The sequence below is a fragment of the Aerosakkonema funiforme FACHB-1375 genome, from assembly GCF_014696265.1.
GTDB lineage: Bacteria > Cyanobacteriota > Cyanobacteriia > Cyanobacteriales > Aerosakkonemataceae > Aerosakkonema > Aerosakkonema funiforme_A.
This window is the reverse complement of the sequence record NZ_JACJPW010000015.1, coordinates 33,779-52,262: the sequence shown is the minus strand read 5'-3', so window position 1 is coordinate 52,262 and position 18,484 is coordinate 33,779. Positions and strand designations below refer to the sequence as shown.

Annotated in this window: 15 protein-coding genes and 1 pseudogene; 2 read left to right on the top strand and 14 right to left on the bottom strand. The window is 40.1% G+C overall.

The features are described from left to right. Positions 1-42: 42 nt before the first annotated feature. From H6G03_RS08085 to H6G03_RS08020, 14 genes and pseudogenes are all read right to left on the bottom strand, one after another. The gene (locus H6G03_RS08085) at positions 43-270 is read right to left on the bottom strand and encodes a hypothetical protein (protein ID WP_190463806.1); all 228 of its coding nucleotides are present in this window, start codon (positions 268-270) and stop codon (positions 43-45) included. A gap of 22 nt (positions 271-292) precedes the next feature. Beyond that, the gene (locus tag H6G03_RS08080; protein ID WP_190463805.1) at positions 293-613 is read right to left on the bottom strand and encodes a hypothetical protein; all 321 of its coding nucleotides are present in this window, start codon (positions 611-613) and stop codon (positions 293-295) included. 178 nt (positions 614-791) lie between these two features. Next, positions 792-1,721: an alpha/beta fold hydrolase gene (locus tag H6G03_RS08075; RefSeq protein ID WP_190463804.1), complete on the bottom strand. Its 930-nt coding sequence runs from the start codon at positions 1,719-1,721 to the stop codon at positions 792-794. 21 nt (positions 1,722-1,742) lie between these two features. Then, on the bottom strand, positions 1,743-2,912 hold the full coding sequence (locus tag H6G03_RS08070; RefSeq protein ID WP_190463803.1) for a hypothetical protein: 1,170 nt from the start codon (positions 2,910-2,912) through the stop codon (positions 1,743-1,745). Positions 2,913-3,661: 749 nt separating this feature from the next. After that, entirely contained in the window at positions 3,662-4,564 is a 903-nt protein-coding gene (locus H6G03_RS08065; protein WP_190463802.1) for a bifunctional DNA primase/polymerase, read from the bottom strand. A 91-nt stretch (positions 4,565-4,655) separates the two neighbouring features. Continuing rightward, entirely contained in the window at positions 4,656-5,957 is a 1,302-nt protein-coding gene (gene dnaN / locus H6G03_RS08060; RefSeq protein ID WP_190463801.1) for a DNA polymerase III subunit beta, read from the bottom strand. Positions 5,958-6,022: 65 nt separating this feature from the next. After that, complete coding sequence (locus H6G03_RS08055; protein ID WP_199315199.1) at positions 6,023-6,967, bottom strand: DNA polymerase III subunit delta'; 945 nt, start codon at positions 6,965-6,967, stop codon at positions 6,023-6,025. Further along, positions 6,946-7,251: a hypothetical protein gene (locus H6G03_RS08050; RefSeq protein WP_190463800.1), complete on the bottom strand. Its 306-nt coding sequence runs from the start codon at positions 7,249-7,251 to the stop codon at positions 6,946-6,948. Before H6G03_RS08050 ends, H6G03_RS08055 begins: the two co-directional genes overlap by 22 nt. A 9-nt stretch (positions 7,252-7,260) precedes the next feature. Then, positions 7,261-8,217 (bottom strand): DNA polymerase III subunit delta, encoded by a 957-nt coding sequence (gene holA, locus H6G03_RS08045; protein WP_190463799.1) that lies wholly within the window; start codon positions 8,215-8,217, stop codon positions 7,261-7,263. After that, positions 8,162-8,833: a DNA methyltransferase family protein gene (locus tag H6G03_RS08040; protein ID WP_190463798.1), complete on the bottom strand. Its 672-nt coding sequence runs from the start codon at positions 8,831-8,833 to the stop codon at positions 8,162-8,164. Before H6G03_RS08040 ends, holA begins: the two co-directional genes overlap by 56 nt. Positions 8,834-8,958: 125 nt before the next feature. Next, positions 8,959-10,761, bottom strand: a complete 1,803-nt coding sequence (locus H6G03_RS08035) for a 3'-5' exonuclease (RefSeq protein ID WP_190463797.1) — start codon at positions 10,759-10,761, stop codon at positions 8,959-8,961. 187 nt (positions 10,762-10,948) lie between these two features. Next, positions 10,949-12,223, bottom strand: a pseudogene (locus H6G03_RS08030) (DNA polymerase III subunit gamma/tau); the annotation flags it as partial. 23 nt (positions 12,224-12,246) lie between these two features. Next, positions 12,247-12,609: a DUF6876 family protein gene (locus H6G03_RS08025; RefSeq protein WP_190463795.1), complete on the bottom strand. Its 363-nt coding sequence runs from the start codon at positions 12,607-12,609 to the stop codon at positions 12,247-12,249. A 49-nt stretch (positions 12,610-12,658) separates the two neighbouring features. After that, entirely contained in the window at positions 12,659-12,922 is a 264-nt protein-coding gene (locus H6G03_RS08020; protein ID WP_190463794.1) for a GIY-YIG nuclease family protein, read from the bottom strand. 634 nt (positions 12,923-13,556) lie between these two features. Between H6G03_RS08020 and H6G03_RS08015 the strand changes: the two genes are divergently transcribed. Both H6G03_RS08015 and H6G03_RS08010 read left to right on the top strand, forming a co-directional pair. After that, positions 13,557-17,591 carry an ATP-binding protein gene (locus tag H6G03_RS08015; RefSeq protein WP_190463793.1) on the top strand — a complete coding sequence of 1,345 codons (4,035 nt, stop codon included), beginning with the start codon at positions 13,557-13,559 and terminating at the stop codon, positions 17,589-17,591. Positions 17,592-17,722: 131 nt separating this feature from the next. Beyond that, positions 17,723-18,436 (top strand): hypothetical protein, encoded by a 714-nt coding sequence (locus tag H6G03_RS08010; RefSeq protein ID WP_190463792.1) that lies wholly within the window; start codon positions 17,723-17,725, stop codon positions 18,434-18,436. Positions 18,437-18,484: the final 48 nt, after the last annotated feature.

The following is an 18,484-nucleotide window of genomic DNA, read 5'->3' as shown; positions in this document are numbered from 1 at the left end:
ATCACAGCCTAGTTTTGGCTAGGCTGTGATTTTACATCGAAATTAAATTCGGTCTGCATAGAGATATCGATCGTGATAGTATTCTTGCTCGGCTAACCAATTCGCTTCCATTGCAGCTAATTCTTGGGATTCTTCAGATGCGCTATCATTAATAGCAGTTAACCATTTTCCATCTAATTCTTCGTACCATTGATTCAAGTCAGCTTCTTGTGACGAGGTTAATTGTGTGACTGCTATTTCTGGTCTAGTGGAAATGCTTGGAGATGGCATAAATCTTTAGAGAGAAAATACTTCACTTTTCTTTATCGCGTGAGCGCTTTTTCCTAAGTTCTCGTTCGAGGTATTTCTCCCAACTGCATCTACCGCGTCCGGGTACAACTTCTAGTTGGTTGCGTTTGTACAGAAGAATGAGGGGATTATTGGAGATTAATCCGGTTTTGTCTTTAAAATAAACTGAATATTCACCGCTTTGGGGGGAATATGAATCAATAACTCCCACTGCACCTGTTAAGTCCTTATAACGATAGCTATCGTAGCCATTTACTCTTACTTTTGTACGCTTTTTAAGTACTGAAAAATTAAATGCTAATTGCGTATATTTCATTAGCTTCATAAAGAAAATGACCAAAATAGTTTTCTCTTTATTCCCACGTAAGTGGAAATTCCTTGAAGTATTGCAAAATTAAAATTTTTTATTTTTGAAGGATATAGAAAAAATTTATTAAATAATTAAATTACTATTACATTTTATAAATGCGTAAATTGAAACGCTGCTTATCTTTCAAAAAAATTCAGCATAGATTTTCGCTTTGTTGCACAAATGTTAGCAAATGTGCTGCCACAGATTGCGGTTCATCGAAATGCGGTACATGGCTTGCTTTGGGAATCCAAATCAGTTGGCTGTTTGAAATCGCCCGTTCAAACTTTTTTGCATCTTCTGTCCCCAATACATCATCAGCTTCTCCCCATAAAATCAGGGTGGGATGTTTTACCCGATCGATGCGATCGCTCAAATTAGCATACCCTCCACTTTGAGTAAAAGAAGCGATCGCAACCTTCCATCCCGGCATTTCCTGATGTAACAAAGAACAACGAAGTGCATCAATTAACCTTGGCTCGATGATTGGCAAAGCTAAAGCCGCAGTAAGGGCAGCTTTTTTGCGGAAATACAGCCAAGAAGTCCCTAATTCAATCAGTGGATATGGTAAAAACTGACCAGCGGGAAAACTGCCGGAATAACCAACGCTATCAATCAAAACCAGCGATTTCACCCAATTGGGATGGTGCAAAGCGAAATCGATCGCAACTGCACCTCCTAAAGAAGCGCCAACTAGAATCACAGGTCGATCGATCCAGTTTTCTAAAATGCTCAGTAGATGCTGACGGATGTTGTAAGGATTGACTGCAATAGTGGGAACATATTCAGTAAATCCGAAGCCAAATAGATCTAATGCCCAAGTTTCATGCTGATTTGCCAATAAAGGAAGCAAACGCCGGAATTCTAGCAGCGAACTATCAAATCCGGGGAGCAATAAAATTGGCGAAGTTTTGGAGAAAGAAGTGGACTGAGTGAGAGAGTAGCGAATATGGGCAGTTGCGATTGCACTTGTACCTTGCTCGAACGTAACTTGAATCACCCGCCGCTGGAGGTTTACAAGAAGTGCGATCGCTTGAGAATCTCGAACATCAACAACACAGGGCGGTAGAAAATCAGCAAACATTAATAACTTTATCTCAATCCCTTATTTATTAAGGTTCTTCTTGCGAGTTGCTCTGGATTTGTTTGCTCCTTCTTGAACTGGTTTACTAACAGCTTCTTCACCAACTTGTGCATTTAATTCTGGACTTTCCGGTTCACTAGCGCGATTGGTTTCAATCTTATCTTGAGGTGCAGCTTGAGAATCATTACGTTCTCTAATTTGTACCAGTTCTTCTTGAACCTGACCGAATTTTTCGTACAATTCCTTAAGTTGCTTTTCTAAAAATTGATTGCGTTCGGTTAAAGCTTGAATAGTTTGAACCGAACTGGTATCTTCCGTCCCAAACACGGGAGCAGAAGGTAAAATAGGTTGTGCTACGAGTTGAGCTTTCAGTTCATCAATTTCATTTACTTTACTAGCTAAAGTTGCTTCTAAACGTTGGGATTTTATCAGTAATTCTCGATTTCGTTCTGCTAGTTGGGTAACTTGAATATTTAGTTTATCTCGCTCTTGACTTACTGTATTTAAAGTAGTGCGAAGTTCGCTAGCTTGTTCTGCTTGAGCATCTGCATCTGCTACCTTATCTTGGAGTAACTGATTAGTTTCGCTTAATTTCTCTACCTGCTTTTGCAGGCGATTGATTTCCTCTAAAAAATCGTTAACCTCCTTCGAGTCTCCCAGCTTCACCAATCTCTCGTTATTTCTCACTACCAACTGCATTTGCTCTAAAACGTGCTTGTAAGCTAACTCCATCCCTGCCAGTTTAGCTTTTACCTCTTGATAATCCATCAATTGTAGGCGCAAACGATCGTTTTCTTCCTCCAACGTTTCAATGCGTCCCATTTGAACTTTGGTGTCGGAAACAGAAAGCGCCTGTTGCCACATGGCTTTCACCATTTGGCTTGCTAGAGTTTCAAATTCAGAAGGGACATCAGTTTGCGCTAAATCTCTGCTTTGGCGGATTTCGTCTAATGCTTTAACCAAAGGGTCACTCCCACTTTTCTTGAGAATTTGCTTATTGCGTTCGATCCAATTGTGCAACATTGGCAGCAATGTTTGATTGCCACCGCCAACTCCGTGCATTTGAATCATCTTCTGCCGCAATGGTTCCAATTGTATCCCGCCTGTCTTGGGATCGATGTTTCCTTCCCTGACAATTGCTTCACAGGCCGTATCTACCATCTCTTGGGACACGAAAATTCGCTTAGCCATAGCCATAATAGTAAATAGTCGATAATTATTTTACTATTCAATTTAACTGATTTCACTTAAATAGTCAATAATTATTTTGCTATCGAATATCAAAATTGGTTCTAGGGGAGTTTTAAATTCGATAGTGGATAGCTATTTCACTATTGGTTTCCACATAGCTGTTTTCTCACTCCGATTCATAAAACGGTTGTAGGTGAGATTCAGATAGTCAATATTTATTGAACTATCAAAACCTGAGCGCAGTAAACAGGGAGTAAGGGTATAACGTGCAAGGGATAGGCCGATCGTCCCAAACAACCGCATTTGGATAATGAATATTTATCAGACTATTGACTATTTAATCCCGGTCATACTTACTGAAACCGAAAATAGTCAATATTTATTGAATTATCGAAAAAAGTTGATGTTAAATAGCGATCGCTCAACCCCAGAAACCACCGAAAAGATGAATAGTCAATAAATATTAGACTATCGACTATCAGCCTCGACTCCTATTAGACAGAGAATCGCTTTGTTCGTAGCTATTATTTAAATAGTCAATATTTATTTAACTATTGAGTTAGGGAGATTAGAACAGTAAAGAGCCACCTGGGGTTGCTCAATGGGAGAAGACAGAGAAAAATTAATAGTCAATAAATATCCGACTATCGACTATTGCCGTGTGCTTCCAGGGAAGCTTACAGAGCGATTTCGATAATTGGATACTTTTTGACTATCCAGTATTCAGCCTGAGTTAAAGAAGCCGGATGTTAGGCAGAACAAGGATTATAGGAATCCAATGCCGCTAAATAATAGATTGACCCTAAAGAAATCCGATTGGGAGAAAAAGTTGCCCATTTGCTAGAACATACACCAGGCTGGTACTTGGGAGACTGCTTACTCCACTCATCCCACAACCAAAGAAGTACAGGCGAAAATGAATAAAGGGCCATGCCTATGCGAATCCACTCGTGATAGTCATCAGCACGCCAAGGGGCAATTTGAGCTAGCTTTTGTGCAATTCTATCGCTTGTGAGGTGATGCGATCGCTCCTTCCTATCCTGATTTTTTGGTATCCTATCCGATATCAGCCTTTTTTGCATCAATTCAATCAACCAATCAGGTGCAGGCGCTATCGCACATTCAGCCGGACTGCCATTTCGCACCCAACAATAACGTCCAGTTTGCGGATGCACCGAAGGCGGCAGTACCGACATCATACCAGATGCTCTGATTTCCAACGCTTCACCTGAGAGAGAAGCTTTAATCCGCCTGGATGTGGCACTAACTTTTGCTGGGATAGAAAATAAATACTGACAGCGACTGGGTTTACCACTGGTAAATGCTACTGTAGGGGGAATATTGTTACCAGATAATTTTCGCAACAAGTTCATCGCAGAACTGCCATCCACATCTACAGCTACTAACTTTTTTCCTGTCAAAATACCAATTCCTTGTGGATGAATACTCACCATTACACCAGTTCGATTTTTCACTATTACACTGCCAGTCGATTGAAGCTGCCTAATCAATTCTTGCTTGCTAAATGGGTTTAGCTGCCATTGGTATCCCAAAGGTTGTTTATTTCCATTGGTGGGGACGATTTGCCAACATTTAGGAATAAGGTAAAGACCTTCAACCAATCTTCGAGTTATAGAATTATTGACAGTCATATTCGACTACCGAGTTTGTCAATACGAAGCGCGAGTGAGTCAGCGATAAACAAACCCACTCGCTCAAATTACTCCACTTTCCAAAAACCAACTAACTCTTAATTAGAATTGGCATAAACAACTGAGTAGTCGGAATCAAACTTTCAACAGGGGAAATAACCACCGGACTTGTGGGTGAGTTCATTTGCAACTCCACCCAAGCAGTATCGAGTTTCTTCAAAGCTTCTAGCACATACTTGATATTCAGACCAATTTCGATGCTTTCTCCTTCAATTTTGGCTGACATTGTTTCCACGCCTCTACCCAAATCAGCCGTTTCTACCGTGAGAAGCAGTGATTGTTCGGATTGATTAACGTTTGCCACAATTACATGATTGTTATCTGTTAACACTACCAACCGTTCCAAAACATCGATAAACTGGCGTCGGAAAATGCGAACAGTGGTGCTAAACCCGCTAGGAATCAGTTGGCGATAAGAAGGATACTCGCCTTCTAGCAAACGAATAGTTAGCTGGGTAGTACCAATACTCAAGCTGCCTTTGTTACTATCGAATTCTACGGTTATTGTTTCCGCAGAATTAGCTGATAATATTTTCTCAATTTGTTGTACTCTGGCAGCAGGAATAGTAACCGCTACTAATGGAATATTTTCATCATCGGCGTAAGGATTGGGAATAGAAGCAATTGCCAACCTGTAACCATCTGTAGCTGCTAATTCAATCCCATCTGCATCAAATTGTAAATATACTCCACTGAGTATTGGTTTCGTTTCATCACTAGCAGCAGCAAATAAAACCGTTCGCAGTCCGGCTGCTAATAATAGCGGTTTAACTCGAAAGCTTTGACGGTTCGTATCTAGTTCCGGTAAATTCGGAAAATCCTCTTTCACCGTTCCCCGAATTTGATATTGTCCGCTACTAGCACAACTGAGAGTAACGACAAACCCCCTACTGATTGCACGCGCTTCTAGGGTGACTTTTCCGGTTGGCATTCGCGATACAATACTTTGTAACAGCTTGGCTGGTAAAGCAATCGTACCTGGAATTTCTACTTGAGCATCGCAGCAGATGGTAACTCCCAGGTTAAAATCAAATCCAGTCAGCGTTATTTGTCCATCAAGTGCTGTTAACAGTACGTTACTCAAACTAGGATGGATGGGTTTTATGGGAACTGCTAATAGTGCAGTTGAAAGTTTAGAATTGAAGGTGTCTACTTCAATTTCAAATTTGAGTTTGATATCATCGTATTGCGGTAGTTGAGTATCCGATTCGGGAAGTGTAGTTACTTCAACTGAGTCTTCTGTGATTATCGTTGAAGGTTCTATCTCTGTAGGTGTTGTAACTTCTTCAACAACGGGTTTTTGCAAAACGGTAGACTGATTTTTACGAGGCATAACTAATCAAAAATAATCATCGCAAATCTTCCCGGCGTGAGCCATTCGGATTTGCAATGATTAGGTTATAATTGAATACAATTAGTCAGTGTAACTTCCCAAACGAGCCTGGGAAGTGCTAATTTTAGAATTGCCTGTTTAGCACTTTCTAACTTGGCCATTAAATCAGTACGATGTAACGAATCCCACCACAGCAGCATTAGGTAATCTATCAACCATAATTGCTGGGAGTATTCTAGAGAACGGTCAATTTCTCTCGCCAATGACAAAGCTGCCATGAGGCTGTTGGGTAAAGTATTACACTGATTGAGGAGTTCTAGAGGAATTGATTGTAGCATTTGATGGAATGCGATCGCTAACCCCGGACTACCCCGTGCTATCGTAATCAGAGTAGGATTAGCCAAAATATTGCCATACCCATTTTTGGTTAATACTGTTGCTAAATCATCATTGGATAGCCTGTGGAAAGGAATTACCTGACACCTAGAAATAATCGTAGGTAACAGTGTTTGAACGCTACTCGTCATCAGGATGAACAGAGTATTAGCAGGTTCTTCCAGCGTTTTCAGCAATGCTGATGCTGCTTGATGATTCAAAGCATCCGCATCTTCTATCACCACTACCTTTTTTGGTGCATTTAGAGGCTTGCTAGTTGCAAATTTAACCACTTCCCTCACCTGGAATATCCGAATCACGGGTGGTACTTTTCGCTTGATACCCTGTGCGATAGCTTCTGATGATGTCAGCAATTTATCTTGATGCTGGTAGGTTGGCATCACCCATAAAATATCTGGGTGATTGTTTATTTCAATTGGTAAGTTATCCTGTCTATCCGAAAACAATGATTGAATGAAACAGTTAGCAGCAAGACGCTTACCTATTCCTTCTTCCCCGGCGAATAAAAGTGCATTGGGAATCCGATTTGTAGTAATAATTGCTTGCAGTAGGTTGACGGCTGTTGCTTGACCGATTATTGAGCTAAAATGGTTTAGGTTGATTGTTGATTCCATAGTTTATATGCTTGCCAATTTCTGGGATTGCTTGGGTCTTTTTCAGTTTGTTCGTAAGGGGTATTCATGGTAGAGATATCGTACAATTCCAATGCTGCTTTCATGCCAACATCGATAAATCTTTCATAGCATTCCTGACTCCAAACTGTACTCTCAGCAATGGCAGCTAATAACAACAGAATCTCTCCGCCACATTCTTCCGATTCTAAATATTCGATTGCTGATAGTAATTTGGCTTTGGGAGAGGTTGGATAGGGTGGCAGAAAGTAACTGATGTGACTCATTCGATACTCCTAAACATTGCATAATTTCTGGATTTGAATGATGAGCGAATTTCGAGCATCTTGACCGCTTTTGAGCATGATTTCCAATTCCAAAAGCAGGCAGAGAGCATTTTGCAATAGGTCTAATCTACAGTTTTGAGTTTCCTGTTTGAGATAATAAATGCGATTGGGATTTCCTATCTCTGCTTCTTTCGCAATCAATTGGTTAGATGCACCTTGCTGACTCATCAACTTTACCCACAGCCAAGTGCGAAATTGAGTAACGAGAGTAGCAACAATTCTCAGAGGAGGTTCATTACTATTGAATAGGTCATTTATGCAACTAAGTGCGGCTGGTAGGTTTCTTTGGAGGATAAAGCTAGCCAATTTGAGACTGCTGCTGGTATTAGAAGAAACCAAAGTTCGTACATCTTCTATTTCAACAGTTCTCGTACCTACATACAATTTCAACTTTTGCAGTTCCGAGTACAATAATCGCGTATCGTTTCCTACTGCTTCTACCAAAGCTGTAACTGCCTGTGGACTGAGATTAATGCTGAGTAAAACTGCTATTTCCTGTACCTTTTGTGCTAGCTGTTCGGTTGCCCAGATGGGAATAATAGGATATTCTTTAAATTGGGCATATTTCTGCAATAATTTGGTTGATTTAAGCCTGCCATCTGGCTTGGTTTTACTGGTCAGCAATAGAGTATTACTAGCAGGTAAATTTTTCAGGCAGTTTTCCCAAGATTGTAGTTGATTTTCCGTACATTCACCTCGGTTATCCTGTAACCAAACCAAGCGACCTCCTTCACCCCAGGGGGGAGTCATCGCACTGGTAATTCCTGCCATTAAAGCTTCTGGACTGGCAGGTATTTTAGTGTAGTTGAAGTTTAACCAATCTGGATGACAAATTTCAGACCGCAGTTGGTTAATTTCCAATGAGATAGCAAACTCGTCTTCTCCGTGTAAAATAATTACTGTCATGTAAATATCCTCTATGTGGACGTGCTTCTGTGATGCGATAAATTTCGTGAAAGGGATGAGGTGGTAATTTGTCGATAATTGCCAGATAACACTTGACATCGCTTGGTTTTGATGCTGTCACATATAATTCTTCTGGCATCTGAATACTGATTCCACCTACTAATTCAAACCATTTCCTAAACTTTTGGTAATATCCCTGTTTCGATTCAAATGCAGCATTGCTCATTAAGAATACTAAGCGACCATTTGGAGCCAAGCAGTGATAATAAGCATGGGTGATGTGCAGTTCTTGTGCTGGGAATGGAGGGTTGGCAATAATCCTTGAATATAGTTTTCTGGGATAATAGGTTAAGAAGTCATCCCAAACAACTAAATATCCTTTGAGCGTAAGAATTAGCTGATTGAGGTAAAATTGTTCTACGCAATGCAAGTTAGAACTGAATTTGCGGATGTACTCGCAAAGTATACCCGTACCTGCACTGGGTTCTAATACGCTCATGTTTGGCTGGATATTTGCCTTTTTTACCATAATTTCAGCTACCCAGTTGGGAATTGGGTAGAAATAGTTAGAATGGGGAGCAGTTAGTAATGCTTCTACTTCTAGATATTGCTGCATTTCATAAGCGATTAATTTCAGCTAATTATCACTTACTTTAAGCGTGAGCGTACTTTCTGGGAAAAATACTAAAAATAATATCCATCATTAAAGTGATGGATATATCCAAATGCAATCATTAAATTTCAGAACAAGGAGAGTTGCTTATAGGTTGCAGAATTATCAACCTTAAGAACTGTTCTGATTTCATCCCTTTTTTTTGCAATCAAGTTCAGGTAATAACTCACCGCATATTCCCCCGTTGCTGTTACCCCATTCATTCCATGATAAAATGTTACAATCTCACCCCTTTTACCCAAAGTTAACAAAGCTCTTTCATTCGCTTTAATCTTGCGGGTAATTTGGATTTCCTCTTTCGGCAATTGACCGGATAAAATCTGGCGCTTCACCTCGTTGTAATAATCTTCAGCTTGTTGTTCCGATGTGATAAAATAGGTGAGATAGTTAACGGGAAATTCCTTTTCCAGGCGAGAGCGATCGCGTTTTTTCCAAATCCCTTTTAAAGTCGTGCTACCATCATAGTGCCACAATATATAATTTTTAGCACCTTTGGCTGGCACGAACATCGCTTTTGCGGTTGTTTCCAGTTCTATACTAATCCCGGAAGGCATGGAATTAGATAAAGTTTGAAAGACTAATTCTGGTTGTGGGTGGCTGAAGAATACTCCATCGGTATCGGATTCAATTTGAATTCCATCAACTGATTCTATAACAGATATCATGTGCTGGAGAATGCGCCTCCCGTAAGCAGTCACCAGCGCCGCCGCTTCCATATCGTTAAAGCCAACACCACCAGTACCGTAAAAGCCAAATAGGGAATTAATCAGCACTTTTAAAGCACCTTCAGCTTGTTTGGCTGCAACATCGCCAAGTTTACCCTTTGCTTTCATTTTCAGTCTTTCTTCTGTCAGGTATTTGAGAATACCCAGTGCAATGCGTTTCTCATCCTTACGAGAACAAATGCCATATTTGAGCATAATAGAAGGATATAGGCTAGATACATCAATTTTTGCTACATTGCGGTGCAGTCCCGGTACTGAAATTACCAATCCGCCTGCAAATTTCATCTTCGGATCGGCTTTTGGTTTAGTATGAGGATATTGATTTTCTAATACCCTCTGCCATTTAGTAGCATTACCCGCCAATGCAAGCTGTTGCAGATTCATTCCCGGTACTATCAATGCTTCGTACCAATAACTGGGAACTAGCTTATCTGCAATTAATTTAGTATCTTCTAAATCAAATTGCAGGTATTCTCGAATAGTCTCCCACCCCGAACTTCCTTCTCCTAAATGCCAACATTCTTGAATTTGCTGATGAGATAAAGTTAACCTGCGTTCTTTCCTCAATCCCAATTCTAATACGACATTTTTGAGCGAGTAGGATAGAGTGAGAGATTTAGCGATGAAATCCCAACGCAAAACGCAGATATACGCATCTACGTGATTGGTATTTTTGTAAAGGATTTCATTAACTTCGATAGGCGTACCGAAAATTTGAGCGCTGGGTATTCGTCGGGAATTTCTTGCTTGTTTGAAAGGATGTTTGATTTTTAAGGCATTGAGTCTGGTGATAATAAATGGTAAATCAAATGCCATGCCATTGTATGTTAGCAGCACTTCTGGATTAACCGATTGTAAGTAATCCAGAAACTCTTGCAATAACAAAGCTTCATCTAACTGCATGAAGATTTGTGTATTTCCAGATTCTGTCATACAGCCGATGGCAATAATGCGATCGCGTTCTTTGTCCAATCCCGTTGTTTCGATGTCTAATACTACCTTGGTTAATTGGTCGTAAGGTTTAAGAGAAACTTCCGGCTTCCATTCAATTTTTGGTGTGTTATCGGTGTAGAAAATATCAAGGGCAGGTTCTTCTACTATAATTTCTTTGTCTATTGTCTGACAAAATTCCCGATGCTTGTACATAAATTCTATTCTCCTAATTCAATAACCTAAAAATTCTAGAAGAAACACAACAGGGAAGTGTAAATATAACTTCCCTATTTTCTACTCCCCACTCCCTTTTTAATCAACAGATTAATTGCAGCGTAGTTTTAGTACCAACTGTTTTCGACAATGCCATTTCCAAATGTTCGATTGGTACTTTATTCTTGAGTGCTTCCGAACTCACTTTTACAGTAGCAGTTCCACTTTCCAAGGCTACCAATTTTCCATGCTGCTGTAACAGAGTTTTGGTACTCAATGGTAACTGTTTAAGTGTTTTCTCCCAAACATCAGATGATGCCGATCGCGTTGGCGAAGATACCTTAACAGCAGTAGTATTGTTAACAGTAAGCTTGTTCCCTACTGATAACAATACTATCATAGTTACTTCTAACCAAAGATGAGGAACATTGGTGTTTTTAACTTGCGCTTCAGAAGCACGCAGATAATCTTGTCCTGCTAAAATCTTGTCAACGTCCCACCGAGATGCAACTTCGCATAATTGCTGCCAAGTTGTAGAAGTACAAGCAACTAAATCGGAACGACTGGGTGCAGTTTTAGCAATCAATAAATCGCGATAAAAACCGGTCAAATCTTGTAGAATAGTTAGAGGCTCTCGTCCTCTTTCCATTAACTGACGGGTGCGGTCAATTAAGGTTTCTGGATGATTACCAGCAACCGCATCCAGCATTTCCATTAAATCGCGTTCTGGTACTGCGCCAACTAAGTCCCAAACTTGTTCTACGGTGATTTCACCTGATAACAGGCTTAACTGGTCGAGCAAGCTTTCTGCATCCCGCAATCCCCCTCGTGCGATTTGGGAAACTAGAGTTAATGCAGCATCGGTGATATTGATGTTTTCCAGCGTGGCAATTTGACGTAAATGCTTTACCATTTCATCAAGTGCGATTCGGCGAAAATCGAATCTTTGGCAGCGGGAAATAATGGTAGATAATACTCGTTGGGGGTCAGTGGTCGCTAGTACAAATACAACTTGTTTGGGAGGTTCTTCCAGCGTTTTCAGCAACGCATTCATTGCTGCACTGGATAGTCCGTGAACTTCATCGATCGCATATACTTTATAACGACATTGGACGGGTGCGAATTGAGCGCGATCGATAATTTCTCGGATGTTTTCAACTCCCGTATGACTGGCGGCGTCGATTTCAATTACATCCAAGGAATTACCGGAAGTAATTGCACGACAAACTTCACATTTTCCGCACGGTGTTGCGGTTGGTTTATTGCTAGAAAGGCAGTTGAGGGATTTAGCTAAAATTCTAGCACTAGAAGTCTTACCAGTGCCTCTAGAACCAGCAAACAGATATGCAGGTGCGATTTGCTGACTGGTAATGGCATTAGTCAACGTGGTAGCGATCGCATCTTGACCTACCAGTTCGGCAAAGGTCTGGGGGCGATATTTCTGATGGAAAGGTACGTACATTGGTGTGTGTTAAAGGTAGGGAATTAATACTCGGAAGGCAACATCAGCACTTTATCTACTAAGTAGAGTTTGGTAGAATTGAGTGGAAAATCAGTGTAGGGAATTTCTTGTCTGACGACTGGTTCTATGTCACTATCAGATTGGCAAGTTAAAACTGCTGATTTATCTTCTGATACTGTTAACTGCCACAGTTGAAATTCTTGCAAATCTTGTTGCGAAAGCAGTTGTCGCGTTTGATGGGAAGCAATGGCATCGATTAACCAAAAAGCTTGTCCTTCAGTTGCTAGATATTTGACGCCATCGGTATAGTTAATTTTGCCGAACGAATGTTGATAGATATTTTCAGTTCCGGTAAAGGCATCTAATTCGGCTTGGGTTAACGCCATCAGTTTTACTCCTTTTTAATTCATTTTTCTGATGGCGTTAGCCACATTTTTAAATTGGTAATCGATTGCAAATCGGACAAAATCGACGGCTATTTTTTTGTCGTTTTAGCTGGCGTTCTAGAGAGCGATCGCCTATCCAAACCTCTGCTAACCTAAAGGTAATTCCCCTTTCTTTGGCAACTTGACAGAGCCTTGCGCCCCTACCCAGCCTGTGATCCCTAATTCTTTCGTCCAAATCTTTCGTGTAACCTAAATAATGCTGGGTTGGTCTTTCTGGATTGATGCGTTTATTGAAATGTAACAGGTAAACCATTACAATGTCTCATCGAAATCATCAATCCTCTAAGTGCGTGAGCAACAAAAAAACTTATTTTTCCAGTGGTTAATAAAAGCAGTCTTATGGTAGAAGCTTCAATCTAAAAATATTTCCTATTACTCCTTATTACATATATGGAAAGCGACAGCTTTAGATAGCCTATGAGTGATTTACCTGCTTACTTCATACAGCTTCTTTATTTTCTCTATTTCTCTAGGTTCTGCCCAACACTCAATACTGTTCAATCCAAAAAATTGCACAGTTCTTCTTTCTTTGGGGGTCAAGCTAATGATTTTGGTTCTCACGGATATCTAGTGTAAAAAGTAGTGGGTGATACAGATTGACTGGATAATGAAGACTGAAAACCTTGATGCAGCTAGATTATAAGCTTGCGTTATCATTAGAAGTACGGGAGATCCATGATTTTTTACCCCTTTATGAGAAATAAATTAAGTACGCCAGAATAAATAGATGCAAATAAATAAGATAAAAACCTTAAAAGATGCCCAACCAGCTTAAAAGCTTCTGCTGCAAGGGCTTTAGGTTTATATAGCAGGTTAGTCATTTTTACTTTAATTACGATCGCCCACTTAGTTGAATTATAATAGTTATCACGATTGAGCAAAATTCTATGTCTGATATTAACTGGGGACTGATCAGAAACGGTTATACCTTTCAAGATTTGATTTGTTCCCTCATCCGTCTTGAAGACCACAAAGCTCGTCTTTACGTTCGCCCAGGAAAAGATTATGCCCAGGATGCGCGTTCAGGAGATGGGCGCATTATTTACCAAATGAAGTTTCATCGAAATGAGGCTGCCTCTTCAGCTATCGCGGATGCCAAAGAAGAAGCTAAGAACATTACTAAATATTTAGTAACGCCTGGTAAATCACAAGAAATTTGGCAGGTAGTACAAGAATGGATCTTAATCAGTAATGTTGCGTTTAATCCAAGTGACGAACTGAAATGGAATAAAGAGGTTAAGCCGCTATTTGATGACTTAGGGTTAAAAGCATCTTATTGGGAGAAATCCGTAATCGAGACACTTTTGCTCAAATATCCTGATTTAAAACAAGCTTATTTTGGTGGAGAGACGCGAGTTTTCTTGGGAATTGCAGAAGCACGCGAACAGGTACAACAATCGCAAGAATTCGAGCATTATCATGCCCTAGATACTCATTTTCAGGGGAGAGAAACGGAATTAGAACAATACAAAAATTTTATAAATGATGCCAAGAAGAAAATCCTTGTGATTCATGGGGCAGGGGGCATTGGTAAAACCCGATTCCTTCTAGAAGGTGCGGAAACTCAAGCCTTACCAGAGGGATGGCAGATACTTTGGGCAAATATTGCAACTATGACAGCAACCAGTTCATGGTTCATAGGGTTAATTGTCGAACGTCCTACTTTGCTTTTGATTGATGAACCTGAAGATGCAACTGTTCTGAAGACGCTAGTGGAGCAAATTTCTGGCGGTCGGGCTAGAACTTGGAAAGTCGCCATTGCTGTTCAGTCTCCTAACGATCCTGTTTTGAAATATCTTCAGGGGACTCGGATGCAAGATATAGTAGAAGATCTGCCGCTAACTTCTTTAGAAGAAAAAGCAGCAATTGCTTTTTGTCAGGAACTCATAGAATTTGGCTCTCTACAATCACAGACAAATGATTGGAAAACACAAGCTGCTACCTGGATTGCTCAACATTATGACTACTATCCTATCTGGATCGCGATCGCTGTCAAATTGCTAGAGAGCAGAGGTAATCTTGAGATAATGCCGCAAGAGGCGGAGAGTTTGGCATCCGACTATTTAGAAGGAATTCTTACACAGCAACAGAGTATTCCTTCTGAGAAAGCTTTGAATTTACTCCAGTGGACAGCATTGTTTGATACTGTAAATCGAGAAGATACTACAGTAATTCACTTTATTCAAGCAAAAGTTGGATGTAGAAATCCCACAGAACTACAGCGATATTTCGACAGCCTGATTGCCCGCAAAGTGATTTTTGAGCGAGGTTCTCGTAATCGTCTCCTTAAAATCAAACCAGATGTATTGGCCGATTACATTCTGCGACAGTGGTTAACTTATAGCAGACCCTCTGGAGCTAATTTGGAAGCTTCATCGGAGGCATTGGAAATTATTGAAGAAGTTAACGCAATGTTAGATTCCGCTGAAGCTTCAAGTCTTCAAAAGTTGCTATTAAGGGGTATTGCTCGATTTGAGTTGCTTCAACAGTTATCAAATAATCCGATAAATCTTTTGGGAAGGCTCCTACACGACTGGTATGACCGAGTTCCTACCATGAATGCACGTCGGAAATTAGCGTACCTTAGTGTTTTAGATGAAATTTCTTTTGCTCATGTATCCGAAGTTCTGAGCCTGCTAACAGCTGTGTTAAATTCAACCTCAGCACCAGAAACTGTTTCAACGATTTTTGGACAACGAATTATTACTCATGATGACGTAATCTTGGCGCTACCTTGGATTGTTTATCATACGGCTCCTTACGCTCAAACCCCCAACGAACAGATGGCGCTCCTCTCACTGCTCTGTAAGTTAGTAATTGCAGAACGTGATGTTGCAACTCGTAGACCGCAGGGGTTACCGAATGATGGTAAGAGAGCCGAGACTGTTTTACCTAGAGTCATTAAAGGTAGTCCAGAGTTTCGTAGTGATTTTGAGGAATCCGCATTTGAAAAAGCGAACGAATTATTAACAAATATTCGTTCTCAAATAATTTCTGAGGATCAAAAGTTAATTCTCGATACCTTAGTTAAGCCGCTGTTAGATATTGAGCAAGAGTACACGAGCTTTGATGGTCGCTTTGTCAAAACTCAAACATGGTTGATTACACCAGAGACAACCAAGTGGAAAATTAGAGAATCACTTCGCACAACAATAAAAGAAATACTACGAGAGAAAAAAATTCATCCAACTCAGTCAGTGATTCTCTGGCAACTACTAGCTTATGCTCATCAGGAAATAAATCAAGCTCTGTTAGAATTCTCACGAGATTCATCACCTACAACTCCTTATTACGAAGCATTTCGTAACGTTATAATTGAGGATTTACAGTGGATGGTAGAATTCCTGAAATTAGGTAATTTCGATATTGAGGAACTCGCAGCTGCTCGCGAACTTTGGAAGTGGTATGCTCAGTTTAGTAAAGATAATGAACTGAAAGAAATTGCTAACCAGTGTGAAACTTCCTTTAAAGAACGAGAACTTTTTCCCAAATATGCCCCCCTTCTTACTTGGGAAAGTAACGAAGCATTAGGACAATGGGCAGTTGAAACAAGCCATAACTTAGCTAATTCAGATAATCCACAAATTATTCACGACTTCGTTCGAGATGGTGTGAAAATTTTGGGAAAACCTGATGCAGTTTCTAGGTTATTAATTGTGGCTGCAAATCTAGGTTTAAAAGCGCAACAATCTCAATCTGTACGTAATTTTGTTCAGGAGGCATTGAAGCTACCTGTCAAAGATGCAGAGTTTCTGTTTGCTGCCAGACTTTGTAATGCTTGGGTTGGGGCTACTCGACAGAATGATTCTTTAGCAGTAAGCGCAGTGCTTGAGCAACTTCTGCAATGGGCCAATACCAGCGAAAAAATTGTACACCTTATCCAGGCAATTTACGAAAGTGCATGGTTGGTTAATATTACTGAACTAGAAGTAACTATTGTATTAAAGCAGCAAGAACATTTCTTGGAGACTAACTCGGCTGTCAGTTTTGTAGGGTTACTCGGTAGCATTTTCTTTTGTAATCCAAAACAAATAAAGGATACAATAGAGACAATTTTTAATAAACTCCATTATAAGCAGTTATCCTATGGTGTAGAAGCATTGTTAGAGCCGTTAAGTTATGCAATGCGTTCAGTAACTCAAAATACAGAGCGAGAAGTCGAGCGTTCCTTAATGGACTGGATTTTAGATCAAGTTTTACGTTTACCTGACATTGACGATCTTAGTGGTACAAGTACTTGGCATATACAAGAATTTTTGAAAATGTTTGGTAAGCCAGATTTGCAATGGCTTGTCAGTGCTATAGAGAAACGGATTCAAATGTTTTCAAAGTCAGATAACTCCAGTATCAGAACGCTACCCAGTCGAGAACGGCTATCTCAATGGATTGTCCCCATTTCTCCAGACCAAGCTAACGATACCATAATACGAAATCTCGTTGCAAAGTTGCTGTCATACGCTGATTCTTCTCCCATGTTGGGGTATAGATTTCCTCAATATTTAGTTGATATCGATCCTACTGGAGCAATTACGGCTGATTTGGTTGTAGAAAAGCTTACAAATCCTAAAGTTAAAGGAAATTCGAGCGAAATTTGGCATTGGGCGAAATTTGCTGGCTATTATCCAGATGATTCCTCTGCTTGGCGCAAGATTGCCCATGAAGCTTGTTCCCTAGCAGTTCAATTTGACGAGCGCCACAAATATTCAATTTTCCACGCCTTAACTAATCCTGAGCCAAAAACTTGGATGGCAAATATAGGAGAAGTCCCTCCTATATTTGAAAAAGCAGTTGAGGCAGCAAAACAGAAGTTAGAAGCTGAAACCGATCCAGTTTTGATTCCATTTCGGCAATGGATGCTTCAATTAGCAGAAGCAGAATTAAATAGTGAAATTGAACGAGTTAAAGAAGAGATCGTGAAATGAGATCGGAAAATTTAAAAGAATGTCTGAGAAACAGGGCAATTGAGTTGCGACAGATAGTTACTACTTAAAATGGGACAACTTCATCATCCCTACATTCTGATTGTATAAATGAATTCAACCAATTTGACAAAATGGCTGACATATTAACTTCTACCTGTGAACTCATTGATGCTAGAGAATATGCGCGCCAATTACTAGATCAGTTACCATCAATTACGGATGCTAGTACGGATCTTGTTGACTATCATGGAATAACAATCCCTTTCAGCACTGCCCGATTATTAGGATTTCAGAGCTATCTTTCAACAACATGGGCTGTTTGTGATTCCATAATATCTGGGATTTCTTTATTATTGTTTAACAAAACGGTTGGTAAAGATCAAAAATCTCCTCCAAATCTATTAACTGTATGTGTGAAAGGTAATGCAGCCCATTACAATTCATTTTTTGTGCTTAAGAATTATGGTTGGCCTATTGCTGTCTCGTATGTTATCCGTAATCATTTTGTTCATGATGGCGCTTCACATTTTGGATATGATTTCTTTGCTGGTAGAGGAAAGGCAGACGAGTACCAAATTTCTTTAGCTTCGCAAGGAGGGTGGAGCTTTCTAGAAGATCAAATGAACCAAAAGCACAGGGATGTGAAAAAAGATTATACCCGTCTAACAGAGACGTGGCCTTGGCATCAAGATAACCTTCTAAAACTTTTAGAACTTTGTAATGATGAAATCGATGAAGCTGTGACTTGTTTAGTTGGGTGGTCTGTGGGAATGGCAACGTTACAAGCACGCTATCTTCTGGAAAGAGATTTTAGTCCAATCTTGTCACCTCCTACGTCTCCGTAACTCAATCTCTACTTGTGGGAAAAGCAAGGAACAAAAACTGTAGAGTAA

Coding starts and splice junctions, on each gene's coding strand:
- H6G03_RS08085 (WP_190463806.1), bottom strand. CDS start 270: ATGCCATCTCCAAGCATTTCCACTAGACCAGAAATAGCAGTCACACAA.
- H6G03_RS08080 (WP_190463805.1), bottom strand. CDS start 613: ATGAAGCTAATGAAATATACGCAATTAGCATTTAATTTTTCAGTACTT.
- H6G03_RS08075 (WP_190463804.1), bottom strand. CDS start 1,721: ATGTTTGCTGATTTTCTACCGCCCTGTGTTGTTGATGTTCGAGATTCT.
- H6G03_RS08070 (WP_190463803.1), bottom strand. CDS start 2,912: ATGGCTAAGCGAATTTTCGTGTCCCAAGAGATGGTAGATACGGCCTGT.
- H6G03_RS08065 (WP_190463802.1), bottom strand. CDS start 4,564: ATGACTGTCAATAATTCTATAACTCGAAGATTGGTTGAAGGTCTTTAC.
- dnaN (WP_190463801.1), bottom strand. CDS start 5,957: ATGCCTCGTAAAAATCAGTCTACCGTTTTGCAAAAACCCGTTGTTGAA.
- H6G03_RS08055 (WP_199315199.1), bottom strand. CDS start 6,967: ATGGAATCAACAATCAACCTAAACCATTTTAGCTCAATAATCGGTCAA.
- H6G03_RS08050 (WP_190463800.1), bottom strand. CDS start 7,251: ATGAGTCACATCAGTTACTTTCTGCCACCCTATCCAACCTCTCCCAAA.
- holA (WP_190463799.1), bottom strand. CDS start 8,217: ATGACAGTAATTATTTTACACGGAGAAGACGAGTTTGCTATCTCATTG.
- H6G03_RS08040 (WP_190463798.1), bottom strand. CDS start 8,833: ATGCAGCAATATCTAGAAGTAGAAGCATTACTAACTGCTCCCCATTCT.
- H6G03_RS08035 (WP_190463797.1), bottom strand. CDS start 10,761: ATGTACAAGCATCGGGAATTTTGTCAGACAATAGACAAAGAAATTATA.
- H6G03_RS08025 (WP_190463795.1), bottom strand. CDS start 12,609: ATGGCGTTAACCCAAGCCGAATTAGATGCCTTTACCGGAACTGAAAAT.
- H6G03_RS08020 (WP_190463794.1), bottom strand. CDS start 12,922: ATGGTTTACCTGTTACATTTCAATAAACGCATCAATCCAGAAAGACCA.
- H6G03_RS08015 (WP_190463793.1), top strand. CDS start 13,557: ATGTCTGATATTAACTGGGGACTGATCAGAAACGGTTATACCTTTCAA.
- H6G03_RS08010 (WP_190463792.1), top strand. CDS start 17,723: ATGGCTGACATATTAACTTCTACCTGTGAACTCATTGATGCTAGAGAA.